Annotated in this window: 19 protein-coding genes; 17 read left to right on the top strand and 2 right to left on the bottom strand. The window is 35.1% G+C overall.

Annotation, left to right across the window (positions count from 1 at the left end; all coding sequences use genetic code 11):
- Positions 1-4: 4 nt before the first annotated feature.
- Positions 5-682 (top strand): zinc metallopeptidase, encoded by a 678-nt coding sequence (locus tag B5V89_RS08120; RefSeq protein WP_108071402.1) that lies wholly within the window; start codon positions 5-7, stop codon positions 680-682.
- Positions 683-707: 25 nt separating this feature from the next.
- Here the strand turns inward: B5V89_RS08120 and B5V89_RS08125 are convergent, their stop codons facing one another.
- A complete protein-coding gene (locus B5V89_RS08125; protein ID WP_108071404.1) occupies positions 708-1,580 on the bottom strand; it encodes a YitT family protein in 873 nt (290 codons plus the stop codon).
- A gap of 277 nt (positions 1,581-1,857) precedes the next feature.
- Between B5V89_RS08125 and B5V89_RS08130 the strand changes: the two genes are divergently transcribed.
- The 16 genes from B5V89_RS08130 (at position 1,858) to nth (ending at position 16,420) form a co-directional block, all read left to right on the top strand.
- The gene (locus B5V89_RS08130; protein ID WP_084347486.1) at positions 1,858-2,157 is read left to right on the top strand and encodes a nucleotide pyrophosphohydrolase; all 300 of its coding nucleotides are present in this window, start codon (positions 1,858-1,860) and stop codon (positions 2,155-2,157) included.
- A 26-nt stretch (positions 2,158-2,183) separates the two neighbouring features.
- On the top strand, positions 2,184-2,987 hold the full coding sequence (gene dapB, locus B5V89_RS08135) for a 4-hydroxy-tetrahydrodipicolinate reductase (RefSeq protein WP_066228593.1): 804 nt from the start codon (positions 2,184-2,186) through the stop codon (positions 2,985-2,987).
- Positions 2,988-3,007: 20 nt separating this feature from the next.
- Positions 3,008-3,421, top strand: a complete 414-nt coding sequence (gene mgsA, locus B5V89_RS08140) for a methylglyoxal synthase (RefSeq protein WP_066228591.1) — start codon at positions 3,008-3,010, stop codon at positions 3,419-3,421.
- Positions 3,414-4,118, top strand: a complete 705-nt coding sequence (gene bshB1, locus B5V89_RS08145) for a bacillithiol biosynthesis deacetylase BshB1 (protein WP_066228588.1) — start codon at positions 3,414-3,416, stop codon at positions 4,116-4,118. Before mgsA ends, bshB1 begins: the two co-directional genes overlap by 8 nt.
- Positions 4,115-5,269 (top strand): N-acetyl-alpha-D-glucosaminyl L-malate synthase BshA, encoded by a 1,155-nt coding sequence (gene bshA, locus B5V89_RS08150; RefSeq protein ID WP_066228585.1) that lies wholly within the window; start codon positions 4,115-4,117, stop codon positions 5,267-5,269. Before bshB1 ends, bshA begins: the two co-directional genes overlap by 4 nt.
- Positions 5,266-6,474 carry a CCA tRNA nucleotidyltransferase gene (locus tag B5V89_RS08155; protein ID WP_066228582.1) on the top strand — a complete coding sequence of 403 codons (1,209 nt, stop codon included), beginning with the start codon at positions 5,266-5,268 and terminating at the stop codon, positions 6,472-6,474. The genes bshA and B5V89_RS08155 overlap by 4 nt, the downstream gene beginning before the upstream one ends.
- Complete coding sequence (locus B5V89_RS08160; RefSeq protein ID WP_066228579.1) at positions 6,444-7,427, top strand: biotin--[acetyl-CoA-carboxylase] ligase; 984 nt, start codon at positions 6,444-6,446, stop codon at positions 7,425-7,427. The genes B5V89_RS08155 and B5V89_RS08160 overlap by 31 nt, the downstream gene beginning before the upstream one ends.
- Positions 7,428-7,727: 300 nt before the next feature.
- The gene (gene panB, locus B5V89_RS08165) at positions 7,728-8,561 is read left to right on the top strand and encodes a 3-methyl-2-oxobutanoate hydroxymethyltransferase (protein ID WP_066228575.1); all 834 of its coding nucleotides are present in this window, start codon (positions 7,728-7,730) and stop codon (positions 8,559-8,561) included.
- A 1-nt stretch (position 8,562) separates the two neighbouring features.
- On the top strand, positions 8,563-9,414 hold the full coding sequence (gene panC / locus B5V89_RS08170; protein ID WP_108071406.1) for a pantoate--beta-alanine ligase: 852 nt from the start codon (positions 8,563-8,565) through the stop codon (positions 9,412-9,414).
- Positions 9,415-9,428: 14 nt separating this feature from the next.
- Positions 9,429-9,812 (top strand): aspartate 1-decarboxylase, encoded by a 384-nt coding sequence (gene panD / locus B5V89_RS08175; RefSeq protein ID WP_108071408.1) that lies wholly within the window; start codon positions 9,429-9,431, stop codon positions 9,810-9,812.
- A gap of 117 nt (positions 9,813-9,929) precedes the next feature.
- Positions 9,930-12,734: an ATP-dependent DNA helicase DinG gene (gene dinG, locus B5V89_RS08180; RefSeq protein WP_108071410.1), complete on the top strand. Its 2,805-nt coding sequence runs from the start codon at positions 9,930-9,932 to the stop codon at positions 12,732-12,734.
- 169 nt (positions 12,735-12,903) lie between these two features.
- Entirely contained in the window at positions 12,904-13,074 is a 171-nt protein-coding gene (locus tag B5V89_RS08185) for a YpmA family protein (RefSeq protein ID WP_066228562.1), read from the top strand.
- A gap of 12 nt (positions 13,075-13,086) precedes the next feature.
- Entirely contained in the window at positions 13,087-13,569 is a 483-nt protein-coding gene (locus tag B5V89_RS08190; protein ID WP_066228560.1) for a cell wall elongation regulator TseB-like domain-containing protein, read from the top strand.
- An 18-nt stretch (positions 13,570-13,587) separates the two neighbouring features.
- Complete coding sequence (locus tag B5V89_RS08195) at positions 13,588-14,778, top strand: pyridoxal phosphate-dependent aminotransferase (protein ID WP_108071412.1); 1,191 nt, start codon at positions 13,588-13,590, stop codon at positions 14,776-14,778.
- 254 nt (positions 14,779-15,032) lie between these two features.
- On the top strand, positions 15,033-15,731 hold the full coding sequence (locus B5V89_RS08200) for a DnaD domain-containing protein (protein WP_066228555.1): 699 nt from the start codon (positions 15,033-15,035) through the stop codon (positions 15,729-15,731).
- A gap of 38 nt (positions 15,732-15,769) precedes the next feature.
- On the top strand, positions 15,770-16,420 hold the full coding sequence (gene nth / locus B5V89_RS08205; RefSeq protein WP_066228553.1) for an endonuclease III: 651 nt from the start codon (positions 15,770-15,772) through the stop codon (positions 16,418-16,420).
- Between the two features lie 51 nt (positions 16,421-16,471).
- Here nth and B5V89_RS08210 read toward each other — a convergent pair whose 3' ends face one another.
- Positions 16,472-19,159 carry a transglycosylase domain-containing protein gene (locus tag B5V89_RS08210; RefSeq protein WP_108071414.1) on the bottom strand — a complete coding sequence of 896 codons (2,688 nt, stop codon included), beginning with the start codon at positions 19,157-19,159 and terminating at the stop codon, positions 16,472-16,474.
- Positions 19,160-19,176: the final 17 nt, after the last annotated feature.

The raw sequence follows: 19,176 nt of genomic DNA on the forward strand, positions 1-19,176 counted from the left end.
TAAAATGGAGTTCATCATTTACTACATCATTATTGCGCTCATTCCCATTTGGGCACAAATGAAAGTGAAAAGTACATTTAACAAATTTGCTAAAGTTCCAACTACAGCAGGTATGAATGGTGCGGAAGTTGCAAGAAGAATTTTAGACGAAAACGGATTGTATAATGTAAAAGTAGTAGAACACAGTGGCTTTTTAAGCGATCACTATAATCCAATGACGAAAACCGTTCATTTATCTTCGTCTAATTACCATGGACAATCGGTTGCAGGTGCGGCTGTTGCAGCACATGAGGTGGGCCATGCCATTCAGGATAAAGACGGTTATGGACCTTTAAGATTTCGTCATTCGTTAGTACCCCTCGCAAATATTGGGTCTAATGCATCGTGGATTTTTATCATTATTGGAATGCTTTCACGTATACCTAATATGTTATTAATCGGAATCGTTTTAATGGGACTAGGAGTTCTTTTTCAACTAGTTACACTGCCGGTCGAATTCAATGCATCATCTAGAGCGTTGGATCAAATTGTTGGTCTCGGTATTATTAATAACAGTGAAGAACGAAATGCACGGAAAGTATTAAACGCCGCTGCATTGACTTATGTTGCAGCAGCAGCTGTTGCTGTCATTGAAATGCTTCGTATGATTCTTATTTTCACAAATATTTCAAGAGACGAGTAAAAGGAAGGGTTTCATCCCTTCCTTTTTATATTTCAATTGGTTTTTTATTTTCGTCTAGTGTAAATCCTTCCCCAAGCACATCGTGTACGATAGACACGGATACAAATGCATGTGGATCAATTGAATTAATCAAGCCTTTTAAACGGACAATTTCATTTTTTCCAACAACACAGTAAAGGACATCTTTATCCTCTTTTGTATAGGACCCATGACCTCTTAATACGGTCACACCTCTGTCCATATCTTTCATAATAAGGCTAGCGATTTCATCGTGCTTCGGTGAAATAATTAATGCTCCTCTTGCGGAATAGGCTCCTTCTTGCATAAAGTCAATAACCCTCGCGCCAACAAAGACGGCAACTAATGTATACATGGCTTCACGATAATCTAAATACGTAATAAGTGATAATGTAATAACACATGCATCAAAGATAAACATCGTTCTTCCCATTGCTAGTCCTTTATATTTGAAGACGAGTCGGGCGATAATATCTACACCACCAGTTGTTCCTCCGTATCTAAAGATAATTCCTAAACCAATACCTATAAAAATACCTGCAAACAGCGCTGCAAGAAACATATCATGCTCAAGTGGTATAGTAAAATGTTTCCTTTGGAAAACCCATAAAAACAATGATGTTGCAATCGTTCCGATAATCGTATAAATAAATGCTCTTTTTCCAAGTAACCTCCATCCAATAAAAAAAATAGGGATGTTTAATATTAAATTGGAATACGAAGGATCTATTTTAAAAAGGGAATAGAGAAGTAATGTAATTCCTGTAAAACCGCCCTCAGCTAAATTATTTTGCATATTAAAATGTACGATTCCAAATGCAAAAATTGCAGAACCTAATAAAATAAACAATATATTTTTTGCTTTTATACCAATTCGCATATATGCATCCTCCTGTTCGTTTGTGTATAGAATATCCAATTGATGGACTTTAAGTCGATATAAGAAAATTAAACCAATTTAGCACAACGGTCTTATTATATAAAACAGATGAAAAACTAGCAATGGTTGGTTATTATTTAACTAATAGAAAAATGCGATTGCATGCAATTATCAAAAATATATTCTGAACAAAAATATTTGTAAATAAATGCGGATTTAGCTAACATGAAATATACGAGTGAGGTGTTTAATAGTGAACGATAAAACAATCAAAGTCATGCAGCAAGAAGTAGATCAATATATTAGCCAATTTAAAGAAGGATATTTTAGTCCACTTGCGATGGTTGCTCGTTTAACAGAGGAGCTAGGTGAATTGGCTAGAGAAATTAATCACTACTATGGAGAAAAACCAAAGAAGGAATCAGAAGATGAAAAAACAATTGAGGAAGAATTGGGTGACTTGCAGTTTGTTATTATGTGTCTTGCTAATTCATTAAATATTGATTTGGAAGAGGCTCATAATCGGGTTATGCATAAATTCAACACCCGAGATAAAGATCGTTGGACGAAAAAATAAATAGTCAAAAAGTGAGGAGAACATAAATGAGTAAGATTCGTGTCATCATTGCTGGACCGCGAGGAAAAATGGGTAAAGCAGCAGTGAAAATGGTTCATCTAAATGAAAAGTTTGAATTAGCAAGTGTTTTGGATCATAAGTATGATGGTCAAATGCTTAATGAAATAGACGGTTTTGATAAATATACAGACATTCCTATTTTCACTAATATAGAAGAGTGCCTCCAAAAGTCAAACGCTGACGTATTAGTTGATTTAACCACGCCTGAATTCGGATTCTTACATACAAAAACAACGCTTCAATATGGAGTGAGACCGGTTGTCGGAACAACGGGATTTACACTAACACAACTCGATGAAATTAAACAACTGGCCGAAGAGAAAGAGATTGGCTGTATCATTGCTCCCAACTTTGCAATTGGAGCTGTGTTAATGATGAAGTTTTCTCAAATGGCAGCCAGATACTTTAACGATATAGAAATTATCGAACTGCACCATAATCAAAAATTAGATGCTCCTTCAGGCACAGCTGTTAAAACAGCAGAAATGATTTCTGAAGTACGGAAGAAAAAAGAACAAGGACATCCAAATGAAAAAGAAACGATTAGTGGTGCTAGAGGGGCAAATATTGATGGCATGCATATACATAGTGTCCGTTTACCTGGTCTTATCGCTCACCAGCAAGTAATGTTTGGTTCCGAAGGTGAATCACTAACAATACGCCATGATTCGTATAATCGTGATTCGTTTATGTCAGGCGTTAAATTATCGATTGAAACGGTTATGAATGCAAGTACATTAATTTACGGATTAGAAAACATTATCGAATAATCATTTAAGGGGATGGTTATATGGAAATTGCATTAATCGCGCACGATAAGAAAAAAGATGATATGTTACGTTTTGTTACCGCGTATAAAAGGATTTTTTCGAAGCATCAGCTTTATGCAACAGGCACAACAGGAAAAAGAATAATGGAAGAAACAAAATTATCTGTCCATCGTTTTCAGTCCGGTCCATATGGTGGCGACCAAGAAATCGGTGCATTAATTGCAAAAAATAAACTAGATATGGTTATCTTTTTTCGGGATCCATTAACAGCACAACCGCATGAACCAGATGTTTCTGCTTTAATGAGATTATGTGATGTTTATTCCGTCCCACTTGCAACAAATATGGGGACAGCAGAGGTACTTATACGCGGATTGGATAAAGGTGACTTAGAATGGCGAAGTATTACTAGAGGTGAAACGAAAAATGAATAATACAATAGATATTCTTGCGTTTGGGGCCCACGCAGATGATGTTGAAATTGGAATGGGAGCATCCATCGCAAAATGGTCTTCAGAAGGAAAATCAGTTGTCATTTGTGACTTAACTGAAGCAGAATTATCTTCAAATGGAACAGTTGAAAATAGAAAAAAAGAAGCCTATGAGGCAGCAAACATGTTAGGGGTAAAAGAGAGAGTATCTCTTACAATACCGGATCGCGGCCTTTACATAAATAACGATCATATACAAATGATTGTAGAAATTATTCGCACATACAAACCATCTATTATTTTTGCCCCTTATTTTGAAGATAGACATCCGGATCATGGGAATTGTGCACAGCTTGTGAAAGAAGCTGTATTTTCAGCCGGTATTCGGAAATTTACAACTGGCTCATTAGAGGCACATAAGGCAAAAAATTTATTCTATTATATGATTAATGGATTTCATAAACCGGATTTTGTTATTGATATCACTCCTTTTATGGAACACAAAATTGCAAGTTTGCATGCCTATCAAAGCCAATTTGTTCAAATGGACAATGGCGTTAAAACACCTCTAACAGAAGGGTATATTGAAAGTGTGAAAGCTAGGGAAAGAATGTTCGGAAAAGAGGTGGGAGTACCTTTTGCCGAGGGATTTAAAGCTACAAAACCTTTATTATTAAATATGGATGTGTTTGGTGAATGAATAAAAAGTTAAAAATAGGTATCACTTGTTATCCTACTGTAGGAGGATCAGGTGTCATTGCCACTGAATTAGGGAAATTTCTAGCTGAAAGAGGTCACGAAATTCATTTTATCACATCAAGTATACCGTTTCGATTGAATAAAATGTATCACAATATTTACTTTCATCAAGTAGAGGTAAATCAGTATGCTGTTTTTCAATATCCTCCGTATGATATAGCATTGGCAAGTAAAATGGCCGAAGTGATAAAAAGAGAAAAATTAGATATTCTTCATGTCCATTATGCAATGCCACATGCAGTTTGTGCCATATTAGCAAAACAAATGGCTGGAACAAATGTGAAAATTGTTACCACACTTCATGGTACAGATATTACGGTCTTAGGTTATGATCCATCGTTAACAGAAGCAATACGTTTCGGCATTGAGCAATCCGATTATGTTACCGCTGTTTCTAATTCATTAGTACAGCAAACAAATGAATTAATCCAGCCCAATAAGTACATAGATACTGTTTATAATTTTATTGATGAAAGAATATATAAAAAAATGGATTCGACACATTTGAAATCGGAATATGGTATTTCTTCTGATGAAAAGGTGTTAATTCATGTATCAAATTTTCGTCAAGTAAAAAGAGTTCCGGATGTTGTTAAAATGTTCGCTAAAGTAAAAGAGCGTATCCCGGCAAAATTACTTCTTGTTGGAGATGGCCCTGAAATGACGATTATTTGTAAACTTGTTCAAGAATTAAACTTAAGTGAGCATGTTTTATTGTTAGGAAAGCAAGACAGCTTAGAAGAATTGTATTCGATCAGTGATTTAATGTTGTTGTTATCACAAAAAGAAAGCTTTGGATTAGTCGCGTTAGAAGCAATGGCCTGCGGTGTTCCATGTATAGGGACAAATATAGGAGGAATTCCCGAAGTAATAACAGATAAATATAATGGGTTTATTTGTGAATTAGGCGATATCGATGCGATGGCAGATCGAGCAATTACACTATTAATGGATGAAAAACGTCATCAACAATTTTCTCAAAATGCACTAGAAAGTGTACATACCAGGTTTCTATCCAAAAAAATTGTAAATCAATATGAAGCAATCTATTATCACCTTAAATTAGAAAATGAAAAGGTGGGAATGGAATGAAAGAACCATTCCTAAGTGCTAAGCCAATTATTCAAAAATTAGAAGAACAACGTTTTGAAGCGTATTTTGTTGGTGGCTCCGTCCGTGATTATTTATTGAATCGTTCCATTGCTGATGTTGATATTGCTACTTCAGCAACACCCGAGGAAGTAAAAAACATTTTTTCTGTAACGATTGATACAGGTATTGAACACGGAACAATATTAGTCATTTACAAAGGAAAAGGTTACGAGGTGACAACCTTCAGATCTGAATCTGAATATATCGATCATCGCCGACCGGAAAAAGTGAGATTTATTCGATCTTTAACAGAAGATTTGAAACGACGAGATTTTACAATGAATGCGATCGCAATGAATATACATGGTGAAATCATTGACCCGTTTCACGGACGCCTTGCTCTTAAAAATCGCGTGATTGAGTGTGTCGGCAAAGCAAATGAGCGATTTCATGAGGACGCGTTAAGAATGATGCGGGCAATCCGATTTGTAAGCCAGTTAAGCTTTTCCTTAGAACATGAAACGAAGCTGGCAATTAAAGCAAATGCGCCACTTTTGCAACATATTGCAGTTGAACGTATTTTGCAAGAATGTACAAAACTTTTTCAAGGGAAAAATAAAAAACAAGCACTTCGATTTTTATACGAATGTGATTTGTGGAACTATTTACCGGAATTGAAACATCATAAAGACCTTTTTCCTTGCCTTCAAAAATGGGAAATTGATCACTTATCGGAAAATCAAGTATGGTTATTGTTGCTTTTTCTTTCAAAAACGAATAACCCAACTAGTTTTCTAAAATCATGGAGAATGCCTACAAAGAAAATCAACTATTTATCAAAAGCATTGTTTTTTTTACATAAAAGGTTGCAAGAGGAATGGACCGTATATTCGCTCTATCAGGCAACGAAAGAAATTTCAATAGATGTAGAATCGGTCTATCAAATGATCCAAAAACAATCAGACGAAAATATCGAACAAAAGATTAATGAAATATTTTTGTCAATGCCTATCCAAAAGCGAGAAGAATTGAAAGTGACGGGTACTGATTTAATGACATGGTTTGAACGTCCCGGAGGACCATGGATTAAGCAAGCATTAGAAATGATTGAAAAGGCTGTAGTGTTAAAAATAGTTGCTAATGAAAAGAAAGCAATAAAGGGGTGGATTCTAACGTGCAATCTCCAACAAGAAAACGATTGCTAGAAGCTTTTACAGAAGCAAATGGAGAATTTTTATCAGGACAAGCGCTAGCAGATATTTTAGGTTGCTCAAGGACTGCAATTTGGAAGCATATTGAGGAATTACGAAAAGAAGGCTTTGAATTAGAGGCTGTCCGAAAAAAAGGATACAGAATCGTTTCAACTGAAGATCGTGTATCGGAAAATGAAATTAGACTTGGCCTTAACACAAAATTTCTTGGTCATTCAATCCATTATTTAGATTCAACCGATTCCACCCAAAAGGTAGCGCATAAACTATCCCAGGAGGGCTGTCCAGAAGGAACAATCGTCATTGCAGAGGAACAAAAAAATGGCAGAGGCCGGTTGACAAGACATTGGTACTCACCAAAATACACAGGCGTATGGATGAGTATTGTTTTAAGACCTAACCTTTCTCCACAAAAAGCTCCTCAATTTACTCTAATCGCAGCTATAGCTGTTGTTCAGGCAATAGAGGAATTGACGAATGTACTACCGGAAATTAAATGGCCCAATGATATATTGATAAATGGAAAAAAAGTGACGGGGATTTTAACTGAATTACAAGCGGATGTTGACAAAATTGATTCGATTATAATAGGGATTGGTATTAACGTTAATCAACAATTATCGGATTTTCCGGATGAGCTTCAATCCATAGCTACATCATTAGCGATTGAAAGCGGTCGAAAAATTACTCGCGCAAAACTGATACAATGCATTTTAATGAAAATAGAAAAATATTATCATGTATATTTGGAAAAAGGGTTTGCTCCCCTTAAAATTTTATGGGAAAGCTATGCCATTAGTATTGGTAAAGAGATAATTGCCCGTACGGTAACGGGAGAAATTGCTGGAAGAGCAATAGGGATTACAAATGAAGGAATATTAAAAATTGAAGATGATGCTGGTATAATTCATGAAATATATTCAGCGGATATCGAAATTAAGAAATAAAATGATAGTTACAATATATTTTTTTTGATATACTTTTATTGGGTAGTATCCATTGGAACTGCACCTTGCTTTAAATGTTATTAATTTCATAGTATTCTGCCTTGATCCGTTATGGACGGGGACGGAGGGTCGAGATTTAATGTGTATGATAAAGGGGTCCTTCTGCCGGTCGGAAGGACTCCTTTTTGCTTAAAATTAATGAAAAAATAAGTACCCAATCCTTAACCTATAAAGCAAGGTCGCATTTGTTCAAGCTACTTTCTTATGAAGTCATGTATTGACAAAAAAGGAGGAAAAAGCATGAAACAAACGACTGATTTTTTGAAAATGAAAGAAACGAACGAAAAAATTGCGATGGTTACAGCATATGATTTTCCTACAGCAAAATTATCAGAAGAATCAGGTGTTGATATCATTCTCGTCGGCGACTCATTAGGTATGGTTGTGCTAGGATATGATTCTACAGTACCCGTTACGATAAATGATATGATTCACCATACGAAAGCGGTAAAACGGGGAGCGAAGTCGACATTTATCGTTACTGATATGCCATTTATGACCTACCATTTAAACCGTGAAGCGACGTTAACAGCAGCGGCAAATATTATTCAAGATGGAGAAGCAAATGCTGTTAAAGTGGAAGGTGGCGGTAATGTTATTCAAATGATTGAAGCGCTTACTACTTCTGGAATACCTGTTATGGCACATCTCGGATTAACTCCACAAACTGTCGGTGTTTTAGGCGGATATAAAGTGCAAGGAAAAACAGCAGAGGCAGCAAATCAATTAATCGAAGATGCCTTAAAATGTGAAGAAGCTGGTGCATTTGCCTTAGTTTTGGAATGTGTTCCGAAACAGTTAGCGAAAGAAGTAAGCAAGCGGCTTTCTATTCCTGTCATAGGCATTGGAGCAGGTGCAGATGTTGATGGGCAAGTGTTAGTTTTTCATGACTTGGTCAAATTAGGTGTCGATCGAGTGCCGAAATTTGTAAAAACTTATGCAGATGCGAATGAATTAATTAGCAAAGGATTAAAAGAATACGTCCGAGAAGTAAAATCTTTACAATTTCCGGAAGAAAAACAAACCTTTACGATGAAACAAGAAGAATTGTCGACATTATACGGAGGAAAATAAAATGGAAGTAATTACCGATAGGGTAGAGATGAACCGAATTGTAAAAAATCACAAATATAAAGCAAAGACAATTGGATTTGTTCCTACAATGGGATTTTTACATGAAGGTCATCTCTCCTTAGTAAAGAAAGCAAAACAGGACAATGATATTACGATCATGAGTATTTTTGTAAACCCTACCCAATTTGGACCTAACGAAGATTTCGAAACGTATCCGAGGGATTTTGAACGAGATCGACGTTTGGCGGAAAACGCGGGTGTAAATTATCTATTCGCCCCATCTGTAGATGAAATGTATCCAAATGAAATGGGAAACCAACTGTCGGTAATGAAAAGGACAAATGTTCTTTGTGGAAAAAGCCGTGAAGGTCATTTTGACGGAGTTATCACCGTTTTATCAAAATTATTCCATATCGTTATCCCTGATAAGGCTTATTTTGGGAAGAAAGATGCCCAGCAAATAGCAGTTGTTGAGGGACTCGTACACGATTATTTTTTCCCTATTGAAATCGTGGCAGTCGAAACTGTAAGAGAAAAAGATGGATTAGCGAAAAGTTCTAGAAATGTATACTTGTCAGTTGATGAAAGACGTGAGGCGCCTGCATTATATAAAAGCTTAGTACTGGCGAAAAATGTTATTTTGAACGGTGAAAAATCTCCGGCAGAAATAAGAGAAAAAATAAAAGAATATATACAAAAAAATACAAGTGGAATAATTGATTATATAGAAATATACTCGTACCCCGCACTGGAACCAATAGCAAACATTCATGGTAAATTTATCATTGCTCTAGCGGTGAAATTTTCCAAAGCAAGGTTAATCGATAACATCATTATGGAAGTAGAGCAGTAAAAGGAGGAAACTTTATGTTTCGCACGATGATGAACGGAAAAATCCATCGAGCAACGGTTACGGAAGCAAATTTAAATTACGTAGGAAGTATAACCATCGATGAAGATATACTAGATGCAGTAGGTATGGTCGCAAATGAAAAGGTTCAAATTGTTAATAATAATAATGGTGCTAGATTTGAAACATATATCATACCCGGTATGCGCGGAAGCGGTGTCATTTGTCTAAATGGGGCTGCAGCAAGACTAGTTCACACCGGAGATATTGTCATTATCATCTCCTATGCACTCGTCCAAGAGGAAAAAGTAAAAACCCATCAACCAAAAATTGCCTTACTTGATGAAAATAATCGGATTACACAAATGATTTCATATGAACCTGAAGCAACTATTTTATAAATAAAAGCAAAACCGTATCATCCTTCGATACGGTTTTTTGCCTTTTTATTAAAAGTGTATTGTAAAGCCTTTTATGGTAGACTTATAAAATAATGTTTGAGACGTAAGGTGATTTTAATGACAAATCGTTTTGTTGTAATAGATATAGAAACAACAGGAAACTCATCAAAGAAAGGCGATCGGATAATTCAAATAGCAGCTGTTATCGTTGAAAACGAGCAGATTGTTGATCAATATACTACTTTTGTTAATCCATGTACATCGATTCCTGTATTTATTGAAGAGTTAACAGGAATAAATGATGAAATGGTAAAGGATGCCCCTTTATTCGAAGAAATCGCTGATGATTTGTTGAAAATATTAGAAGGAAGTATATTCGTAGCCCATAATGTATTATTTGATTTATCTTTTTTACAAGAAGAATTTAAAAGAATTGGGCGTTCGGAATTTGTCGGACTAACTATCGATACAGTAGAGCTTTCGAGGGTATTATTTCCGTCTTCTGACAGCTTTAAGCTTTTTGATTTAACCGAAAGTTTTTCTATTCACCATGAAAGACCACATCAAGCAGATAGTGATGCATTTGTCACAGCGAAACTTCTTTTGCATTGTATTAATTTTGCTAAAGAATTACCGCTTATAACACTTGAACAATTATCTCTGCTAGCTGTTGGTTTGAAAAGTGATATAGAAGTACTGTTTGAGGCGATCCTCCATCGAAAGAAAAAGCATATAGAAAATTTACCGGAACATTTAGAAGTTTATAGAGGAATTGCATTACGTAAAAAAAAGAAAAAACATATCGAAAGAAATTATCGTGAAAGATACGAATATCCCATTAGTCCGAATGAAAAAGAAAAATTGTTGTCTCAAACGATAAAGCACTTTGAGGTTAGGGACGGACAGTTTGAAATGATGGACATCGTATATGAGTCTTTACGTTTGAAAAAAACGGCCTTAATCGAAGCGGGAACCGGGGTAGGAAAATCTCTAGCATATTTACTTCCAAGCTTGTATCAAAGTGTTCAAGAAAATAAACCGATTCTAATTAGTACATATACAGTTCAATTACAGGAACAATTATTGCAAAATGAAATTAAGAAGCTGGAGAATATGCTTCCATTTGCGTTTAAAACAGTTTTATTAAAGGGAAGACAACATTACATAAATTTATTTATGTTCGAACAATCCTTACACGATGAAGACACACAGTATGATGAAATACTCTCGAAAATGCAAATATTAGTATGGCTTCTAAATACTGAGACAGGCGATATAGATGAAATTAACCTTTCAAGCGGAGGAAAATTATTTTGGAACCGAATTAAACAAGGTGGTTGGCATTTAAAAGATAAGGATCCTTGGGTTTCAAGAGATTTTTATTTAAATGCAAGGAAAGAAGCGGAAAATGCTGATTTAGTCATTACTAATCATGCCATGATGCTTATAGATTTTAAACAAGAATCATCCCTTTTTCGCACATTTGACTACGTAATTATTGATGAGGCTCATCATTTCGAAAAGTGCGCAAGACATTTTTTTGGGAAAAAACTAGAATACATTCCTTGTAAATATTTATGTAGTAAATTAGGTGCATTTGAAAAAAAACAAGCCTTTTTCCAGTTAGAAAAGCTAATTGATTCAAATAAAATCACTCCCAAAACACCCGCTTTTGAACTTGATTTCTCCATTATTGAATTGGAAAGAAGTATAGATGAATTATTTTTAGGTATAGCGGATAGATGGATGTTTGAACGAAATAAACAAGGTACCCAGGCAAAAACACAAATACGTCTAGTAAATAAATGGATGGATGAAAGCAAGTGGCAACCGGTTAAATATTGTGCAGAGAAAATAATTGCAACAATTAACGAAATAAATTCGTCTATAAATGGGCGACTAACAAGTTTAAAACGAATAAGTGAGAAATTAAATGAGAAAGAAAAAGCGTTTGTTGAAGAAATTTATAACATTATGAATGAATTTCATGAATTGCAAAAGACAATACAAATGCTTTTAATTCAACACTCAAATGATCATGTTTACTGGATTGAGGGGGATGTAAAGGTTATTCCCAATAGTATTACCGTTCAATCTCAACCAATTTCTGTGAAAAATCAATTAGGGACTGCATTTTTTTCAAAAAAGAAGAGTACGATTCTCACTTCAGCAACATTAACGGTAAATAACTCTTTTAGCTTTTTCGAAAATGAATTAGGGCTGAATCATTTAGAACATCTTGTGAAAAAGCAAATACCTTCTCCATTTTACTATAAAGAAATGACCAAGTTGATTATTCCAAATGATGTACCGGAAATACTTCATGTTTCCTCAAAGGAATATGCAGAGTCAATCTCTAGTCATTTAATTGCTATTGCACAAGCAACAAAAGGGAGAATGCTTGTCCTATTCACCGCAAATGAAATGTTAAGACAAACACATAATTTTATGAAAGAAAGTGGACTGTTAGAAGATTTTGTCTTAATCGCTCAAGGGATTACAGCGGGAAGTCGAACGAGGCTAATTAAGAATTTCCAACGATTTGAGAAAGCGATCTTATTCGGCACAAATAGTTTTTGGGAAGGCGTAGATATACCTGGAGAAGATTTATCATGTTTAGTCATCGTAAGGCTGCCTTTTTCACCTCCTGACGAACCTTATATATGGGCAAAAAGCAAAGCGTTAACTGCGGAAGGGAAAAATCCTTTTACGGCTTATTCACTACCGGAAGCCGTCATTCGTTTTAAACAAGGTTTTGGACGACTAATTAGAAGAGATACTGATAAAGGAATTGTTATCGTATTCGACCGAAGGATAGATACAACAAAGTATGGTAAAGCCTTTTTACAATCAATACCAAAAATTCCTGTTAAACATGCATCGCTAAAAGAAATCATTGAAATTGTTGAGAAATGGTTTTAACCTAAAAAAATACGTTGCAATAGCAACGTAAAAAAAGTGGACTAGAAAAATTTTTTAAAATCAAAAATGAATTGATTTTTTGATATAATGTTGATTAGTGTATTTATATTGTGGCTTTAATCAGCTACGATATTTATAACAATATTTGTTTATTTGTAGGGGGATTTATATGGATAGTAAGATTGAAATATTATCGACGATTAAAATCGATTATCAAGCTGATTTATATAAAATTGTTGATTTTTTAAACCGAACATTGAAGCAAAAAGATTTAATGTTTGGTTTAGCCCTCGATTCAGAGGATAAAAGTAAAGCGATTTTTACAATTTATCGTACATAATAGGGGTTTAAAATGAAAAAATGGATTATAGGTTTATGTTTATTGTTATTAATTGTATTGGGATTTTCCGTAAATGTGTATTATCAATCAACAAAACCGATTAATAAAGCGGAAAGTTTAGCTAAAAAAAAGGCAAAGGAAAAGGCAAACCTTGTTTCAATGGATCAGTTCTATGTATATAATGGGAAAGAAAGCTATTATATCACCGTTGGTAAGCAAAAAAATGGAGAAAAGATTGCCGTTTGGATTCCTGAAAAAAATAGCGAACGAGTTACAATTGAAAAAATGTCTGATGGACTATCGAAACAAGATGCAATTAACAAACTAAAGGAAAAAGAAACACCTAAAAAAATATTAGGAAGTAGACTAGGGATGTTAAACAACGAGCCGGTCTGGGAAATATCTTATCTTGATCAATCATCCCGTTTAAACTACGCATACATTTACTTTTTAAAGTCAAGTAATAAAACACCATATATGATTTATAATATTTAGAAAGAGTGAGGAGAAATTATGGCCGTACAATTAGCAAATCGTGTGAGTGCCCTTACACCATCATCTACATTAGCAATTACTGCTAAAGCAAAGGCTATGAAGGCGGAAGGAATCGATGTAATCGGTTTAGGTGCTGGGGAACCGGATTTTAATACGCCACAACATATTATAGATGCAGCAGCTGAATCCATGAATAAAGGATTCACAAAATACACTGCAACAGGTGGTTTACCTGAATTGAAAAAAGCAATAATAAATAAGTTTAAGCAAGATCAGCATATTGATTATCACGCTTCTGAGATTATTGTGACAAATGGAGCAAAACATGCTTTATACACCCTTTTTCAAGTTCTATTAAATAGGGGTGATGAAGTAATCATTCCTATCCCATATTGGGTAAGTTACCCTGAACAAGTAAAACTCGCCGGCGGTCAGCCTGTATATATTAACGGTCAAGAAAAAAATAATTTCAAAATTACACCTGATCAACTTACAGCTACAATTACAAATAAAACGAAAGCACTTATTATTAATTCTCCAAGTAATCCGACAGGGATGCTTTATACGAAAGAAGAATTAACGAAAATAGGTGAAATTTGTTTAGAGCATAACATTTTAATTATTTCTGATGAAATATATGAAAAATTAATCTACGATTTCCATCAACATGTTTCGGTAGCAGAAATTTCACCGGAATTAAAGAATCAAACGATTATTATTAACGGTGTTTCCAAGTCACATTCGATGACCGGATGGCGGATTGGCTATGCAGCAGGTAACAGTGAAATAATTAAAGCGATGACAGACCTTGCAAGCCATTCTACATCAAATCCAACAACACCATCACAATACGGAGCTATTGCAGCTTATAACGGTTCACAAGAAGCCGTAGAAATGATGCGTGAGGCATTTGAGAATCGATTAAATAAAATTTATAAAAAATTGATTTCAATTCCGGGAATTAGCTGTCTTAAACCTCAAGGTGCTTTCTATTTATTTCCTAATGTAAAAGAAGCTGCCGAAATAACAGGGTTTAAAACTGTAGATGAACTAGCAACAGCATTGCTTGAGGAAGCTAATGTTGCGGTAATCCCGGGTTCCGGATTTGGAGCTCCTGACTATATACGTTTATCCTATGCCACTTCATTAGAAAATCTAGAAGAGGCAGTAAAAAGGATTGAGCACTATATTAGCAACAAAATAAATTAGCTGTTAATCCACCAAAGGAGGGGTTTTGGGTTAGGTCTAGAAAGGACAGTTGCCTGGAATTTCAGATTAGAACCTTACCATTGCCTCCCTTACTGAATAGGTTTTAACCAGTTTTAATGCATAAAAGCCATGCATACGTATGGCTTTTTAAATTTGGCGATATTTTAGAACATGATCGTTGAAAAATTATAGGACAGATTTTCCTTATTCCTTTTTTGATATGCATGTTTTATACTTGTTATGAGGTGTACTGTATGGAAAAAGATATTATTTTAGCATGGATAGAAGAGGGAAGCCTTCAGATTCCTCAATTATTAATGGCTAATTATAAAAAAATTGGTTTAAATGAAACGGAAGTTATGTTAATCCTGCAAGTCTATTCCTTTTTAGAAAAAGGGAATGATTTTCCGACACCTGAAGAGCTTTCCGAACGGATGACCATACATAATAGTATGTGTTCATCAATCCTACGAAAACTTGTGCAAAATCAATATATTAGTATTGAAGAAGGCGTCAGTGAAGATAATATCCGATTGGAAAAATACTCTTTAACTCCTTTATGGAATAAACTTATTGAAAATATTCTTTATGATAAAAAACAAAAAGAGCTTGAAAAGAATTTACACGATGAAACTAATCTTTATACAGTTTTTGAGAAGGAATTTGGCCGACCACTTTCTCCGTTAGAATGTGAAACATTGGCAATGTGGCTTGATCAAGATCATCAATCTCCAACAGTCATTATTGCTGCACTAAGAGAGGCCGTTATTTCCGGAAAGTTAAATTTTCGATATATCGATCGTATTTTATTTGAATGGAAGAAAAATGGAGTACAAACGATCGAACAGGCTAGAGACTTCGGACAAAAATTTCGGCAACAACAACGCAAAAAAACACAATCAGTACAAAAAAGCTCGAACACTGTGCCATTTTACAATTGGTTGGAGCAATAGGCACTTATTTTGTTCGGAAATGTAAGGTGGCAATAATTATGTTGAATTTGCAGCAGATTAGATTTTGTTTAGATGAAATGGGTAAATTATTTCCAAATGCTCATTGTGAACTAAATCATTCTAACCCTTTTGAATTAGTTATAGCGGTTTCCCTTTCTGCACAATGTACAGATGCACTTGTAAATAAAGTGACTGAAACTCTTTTTAAAAAATATAAAACCCCGGAAGACTATTTATCCGTTTCCCTTGAGGAATTACAAAATGATATTCGATCAATTGGCTTATTTCGAAATAAAGCAAAAAATATACAAAAGCTTTGTCAAATGCTGATTACTGATTATAATGGCGAACTTCCTCGAGATAGGGACGAATTAACGAAACTTCCCGGAGTTGGCCGAAAAACAGCAAATGTGGTTGTTTCCGTTGCTTTTGGAATTCCTGCTATTGCAGTCGATACGCATGTAGAAAGGGTTAGTAAACGACTGGCTATTTGTAAATGGAAAGATTCTGTACTTGAAGTAGAAAAAACATTGATGAGAAAAATTCCACAAGAAGAATGGTCAATTACACATCATCGCATGATATTTTTCGGAAGGTATCATTGTAAAGCGCAAAACCCTAAATGCGATAGTTGTCCTTTACTAGATCTATGCCGAGAAGGTAAAAAGAGAACAAAAAATAGAGGGTGACCTTAGGTCATCCTCTATTTTTATACAAAATTATTCATCACTTATCGATTTTTAATGATTTGAGCCGTCATCGGAAGGATCCGGTGTTGTTTGTTCACCATTATCTCCATTATCGTTTCCTCCACCGTCATCATTACCATTGCCTTTATCATTATCATTGCCATTGCCTTGACCATTGCCATTGCCTTTATCATTACCATTGCCTTTATCATTGCCATTGCCTTTATCATTTCCGTGCCCATTACCATTACCATTGCCATTATCGTGGCTATTATCATTGCCGTTACCATTATCGTGGCCATTACCATTACCATTTTCGTTGTCGTTTTTATCCTTATCTTTTTCTTTATCTTCTTTATCTTTAGACTCACCTAATTTAATCGTAATACTAGCGGGTTTACTTCTTTGATTGCCTAGTATAGCCGTTACATCTATTCGGTATGTTCCGCCTAAATTTGGATTTGCAATGGATAATGTTGTATCCTTCGTGCTTCCTAATGATTGTTTTGCCTCATTATTAAATGAAGCTGAAATTTCGAAGGAAACACCTTCTTTTAATTTCGGATGGTCCCAATTAATTACAATTTCATTTGTCGCTTGATTGTATGTTCCTTTAAGTCCTGTTGGTGCTTCTAGTTGATCATATTTTTGTGAAACCTGTGATGGTTCTTCATGTCCTCGTACGAATAATTCATACACAATATTGCCACTTGGTGTATATGAACTTGGTTTTTGAGGAGGGGTTGTTCCAGCCTCTACCGGTACTTTTACAACACTTTGCGGCATTTCAAAGTCAGGTGTATCTTTACCTTGAGATACATGTGACATTAAATTTTTAAATATTAGCTGTGATATTTTTTGTTCACTAGATGTTAAATAGTACTTAAATTTGTTATTCTCATCATATTTGCTATCGTATCCCGTCCAAACTGCCGCGGTGTAATTTGTTGTATAACCGACAAACCAGGCATCTTGGCTTGCTCCCTTAGGTATACTGTATTTTTGTACCTCATCAGCAGGGAAGTTAGTTGTTCCCGTTTTACCTGCAGCATGTAGGCCGGGGACATTTGCTGCCGTTCCAGTCCCTTTTGTAAGCACATCTTTAAGCATATCGGTAATCATATAGGCAGTATAGTCTTTCATTGCAACCTTTGGTTCAGGATTTGTTTTAATTACCGTATCTCCGTCATGAAGAACAATTTTTCTTACAGTATGCGGTTTTGTATAAATCCCATTATTACCAAATGCCGCATAAGCACCCGCCATTTGAACTGGTGAGACACCAACGCCGCCACCAATTGAATAGGCTTCATGCATTTCCTTGAAATTTATTCCGAGGTTTTTGGCGAATGCTTTTGCATTGTCTAAACCTGCCTCTTGCAAAGCTTTTAATGCAGGGATATTTCTGGAATTATATAACGCTTTTCGAATAGAAATTTGTCCTTGATAGCGGAAATCCCAGTTGTTAATAGGTGTTCCATCAAAATATTGATACGGTTCATCTTTAATTTGATGATAAGTAGACCATTGTTTATGTTCAATTACCGGACCATAATCAAGTATTGGTTTAATTGTTGATCCAGGTGAGCGCTCAATATCTGTTGCATAGTTCATTCCACGTGCTACTTTCGGATTTCTTGCTCCTCCGATCGCACGAATTTCACCTGTTTTTGTATCTAATAATGTAATTCCGGCACGAAATTTATCATCAGGATACTGAACAATATCATTTGAATTTAAGATTTTTTCCGTATACTCTTGTGCATCTGGATCGATCGTAGTATAAATTTTTAAACCATCAGAGAAAATATTATAGCCCATTGCTTCTACTTCATCGATTACTACATCTACAAATGCATCATATTTATGTTGAGCAGGTTTTTTTCTATCTTTTTTCTTTACAAGACCTTTCGTAACCGGTGTATTTTTCGCTTTTTCCATCTCTTGTTTTGTGATTTTTTTATGTTGATACATTAAGCCTAATACAACATTTTTTCGTTTTTCCGCAAGATCAGGGTGATTAAAAGGATTATAATTATTTGGACTTTGCTGTAGTCCCGCTATAAGTGCCATTTGTGGCAAGGTTAATTTATCAAGACTTTTATTATAATAATATTTTGCAGCCGTCGAAATTCCATGGACACCATCTGACATATAAATTTTATTAACATACATTTCAAAGATTTCTTCTTTTGTATATTGTCTTTCTAATTGTAAAGATAGCCATGCCTCTTGGGCTTTACGCTCCAACGTCTTTTTCTCGGTTAGAAAGGACATCTTCACTACTTGCTGAGTGATTGTACTTGCACCTTCAGAGCCAAATCCACGTTTAAAGTTTGCTAACACGGCACCACCCAATCGTATCGGATCGATCCCGTGATGTTTAAAGAAGCGAATATCTTCGGTAGCTAAGATGGCATCTTTCATCCGATCAGGTATTTTATCATAGGCGATATAATCGCGATTGACGGAACCGACCGTTTCGATCGGTTTATTGTTCATTCCATATATTACTGAAGCGATTGGATCTTTTAGCATTTTTTTATCTAATTTCGGTGCCTTACTTGCATAATAAGCAAATGTTCCAGCACCAGCTAAGAAACCGATGATTCCAATCATAACAATTGTCAAAATGATTCTCTTGAAGATGGACTTTTTCTTCCCTTTTTTTTGTTTTTTATTTTTTGCGGTTTCTTGCTGTTTCCTACGCTCTTCACGAGTTTGGTATTTTTCTGTCATAATAAAGTTTCCTCTCT

It is taken from the genome of Heyndrickxia sporothermodurans (assembly GCF_003055045.1).
Classification (GTDB): Bacteria; Bacillota; Bacilli; order Bacillales; family Bacillaceae_C; genus Heyndrickxia; species Heyndrickxia sporothermodurans.

Coding starts and splice junctions, on each gene's coding strand:
- panD (WP_108071408.1), top strand. CDS start 9,429: ATGTTTCGCACGATGATGAACGGAAAAATCCATCGAGCAACGGTTACG.
- B5V89_RS08155 (WP_066228582.1), top strand. CDS start 5,266: ATGAAAGAACCATTCCTAAGTGCTAAGCCAATTATTCAAAAATTAGAA.
- B5V89_RS08130 (WP_084347486.1), top strand. CDS start 1,858: ATGCAGCAAGAAGTAGATCAATATATTAGCCAATTTAAAGAAGGATAT.
- panB (WP_066228575.1), top strand. CDS start 7,728: ATGAAACAAACGACTGATTTTTTGAAAATGAAAGAAACGAACGAAAAA.
- B5V89_RS08210 (WP_108071414.1), bottom strand. CDS start 19,159: ATGACAGAAAAATACCAAACTCGTGAAGAGCGTAGGAAACAGCAAGAA.
- bshA (WP_066228585.1), top strand. CDS start 4,115: ATGAATAAAAAGTTAAAAATAGGTATCACTTGTTATCCTACTGTAGGA.
- B5V89_RS08120 (WP_108071402.1), top strand. CDS start 5: ATGGAGTTCATCATTTACTACATCATTATTGCGCTCATTCCCATTTGG.
- B5V89_RS08125 (WP_108071404.1), bottom strand. CDS start 1,580: ATGCGAATTGGTATAAAAGCAAAAAATATATTGTTTATTTTATTAGGT.
- dapB (WP_066228593.1), top strand. CDS start 2,184: ATGAGTAAGATTCGTGTCATCATTGCTGGACCGCGAGGAAAAATGGGT.
- B5V89_RS08200 (WP_066228555.1), top strand. CDS start 15,033: ATGGAAAAAGATATTATTTTAGCATGGATAGAAGAGGGAAGCCTTCAG.
- bshB1 (WP_066228588.1), top strand. CDS start 3,414: ATGAATAATACAATAGATATTCTTGCGTTTGGGGCCCACGCAGATGAT.
- nth (WP_066228553.1), top strand. CDS start 15,770: ATGTTGAATTTGCAGCAGATTAGATTTTGTTTAGATGAAATGGGTAAA.
- B5V89_RS08185 (WP_066228562.1), top strand. CDS start 12,904: ATGGATAGTAAGATTGAAATATTATCGACGATTAAAATCGATTATCAA.
- dinG (WP_108071410.1), top strand. CDS start 9,930: ATGACAAATCGTTTTGTTGTAATAGATATAGAAACAACAGGAAACTCA.
- B5V89_RS08190 (WP_066228560.1), top strand. CDS start 13,087: ATGAAAAAATGGATTATAGGTTTATGTTTATTGTTATTAATTGTATTG.
- mgsA (WP_066228591.1), top strand. CDS start 3,008: ATGGAAATTGCATTAATCGCGCACGATAAGAAAAAAGATGATATGTTA.
- panC (WP_108071406.1), top strand. CDS start 8,563: ATGGAAGTAATTACCGATAGGGTAGAGATGAACCGAATTGTAAAAAAT.
- B5V89_RS08195 (WP_108071412.1), top strand. CDS start 13,588: ATGGCCGTACAATTAGCAAATCGTGTGAGTGCCCTTACACCATCATCT.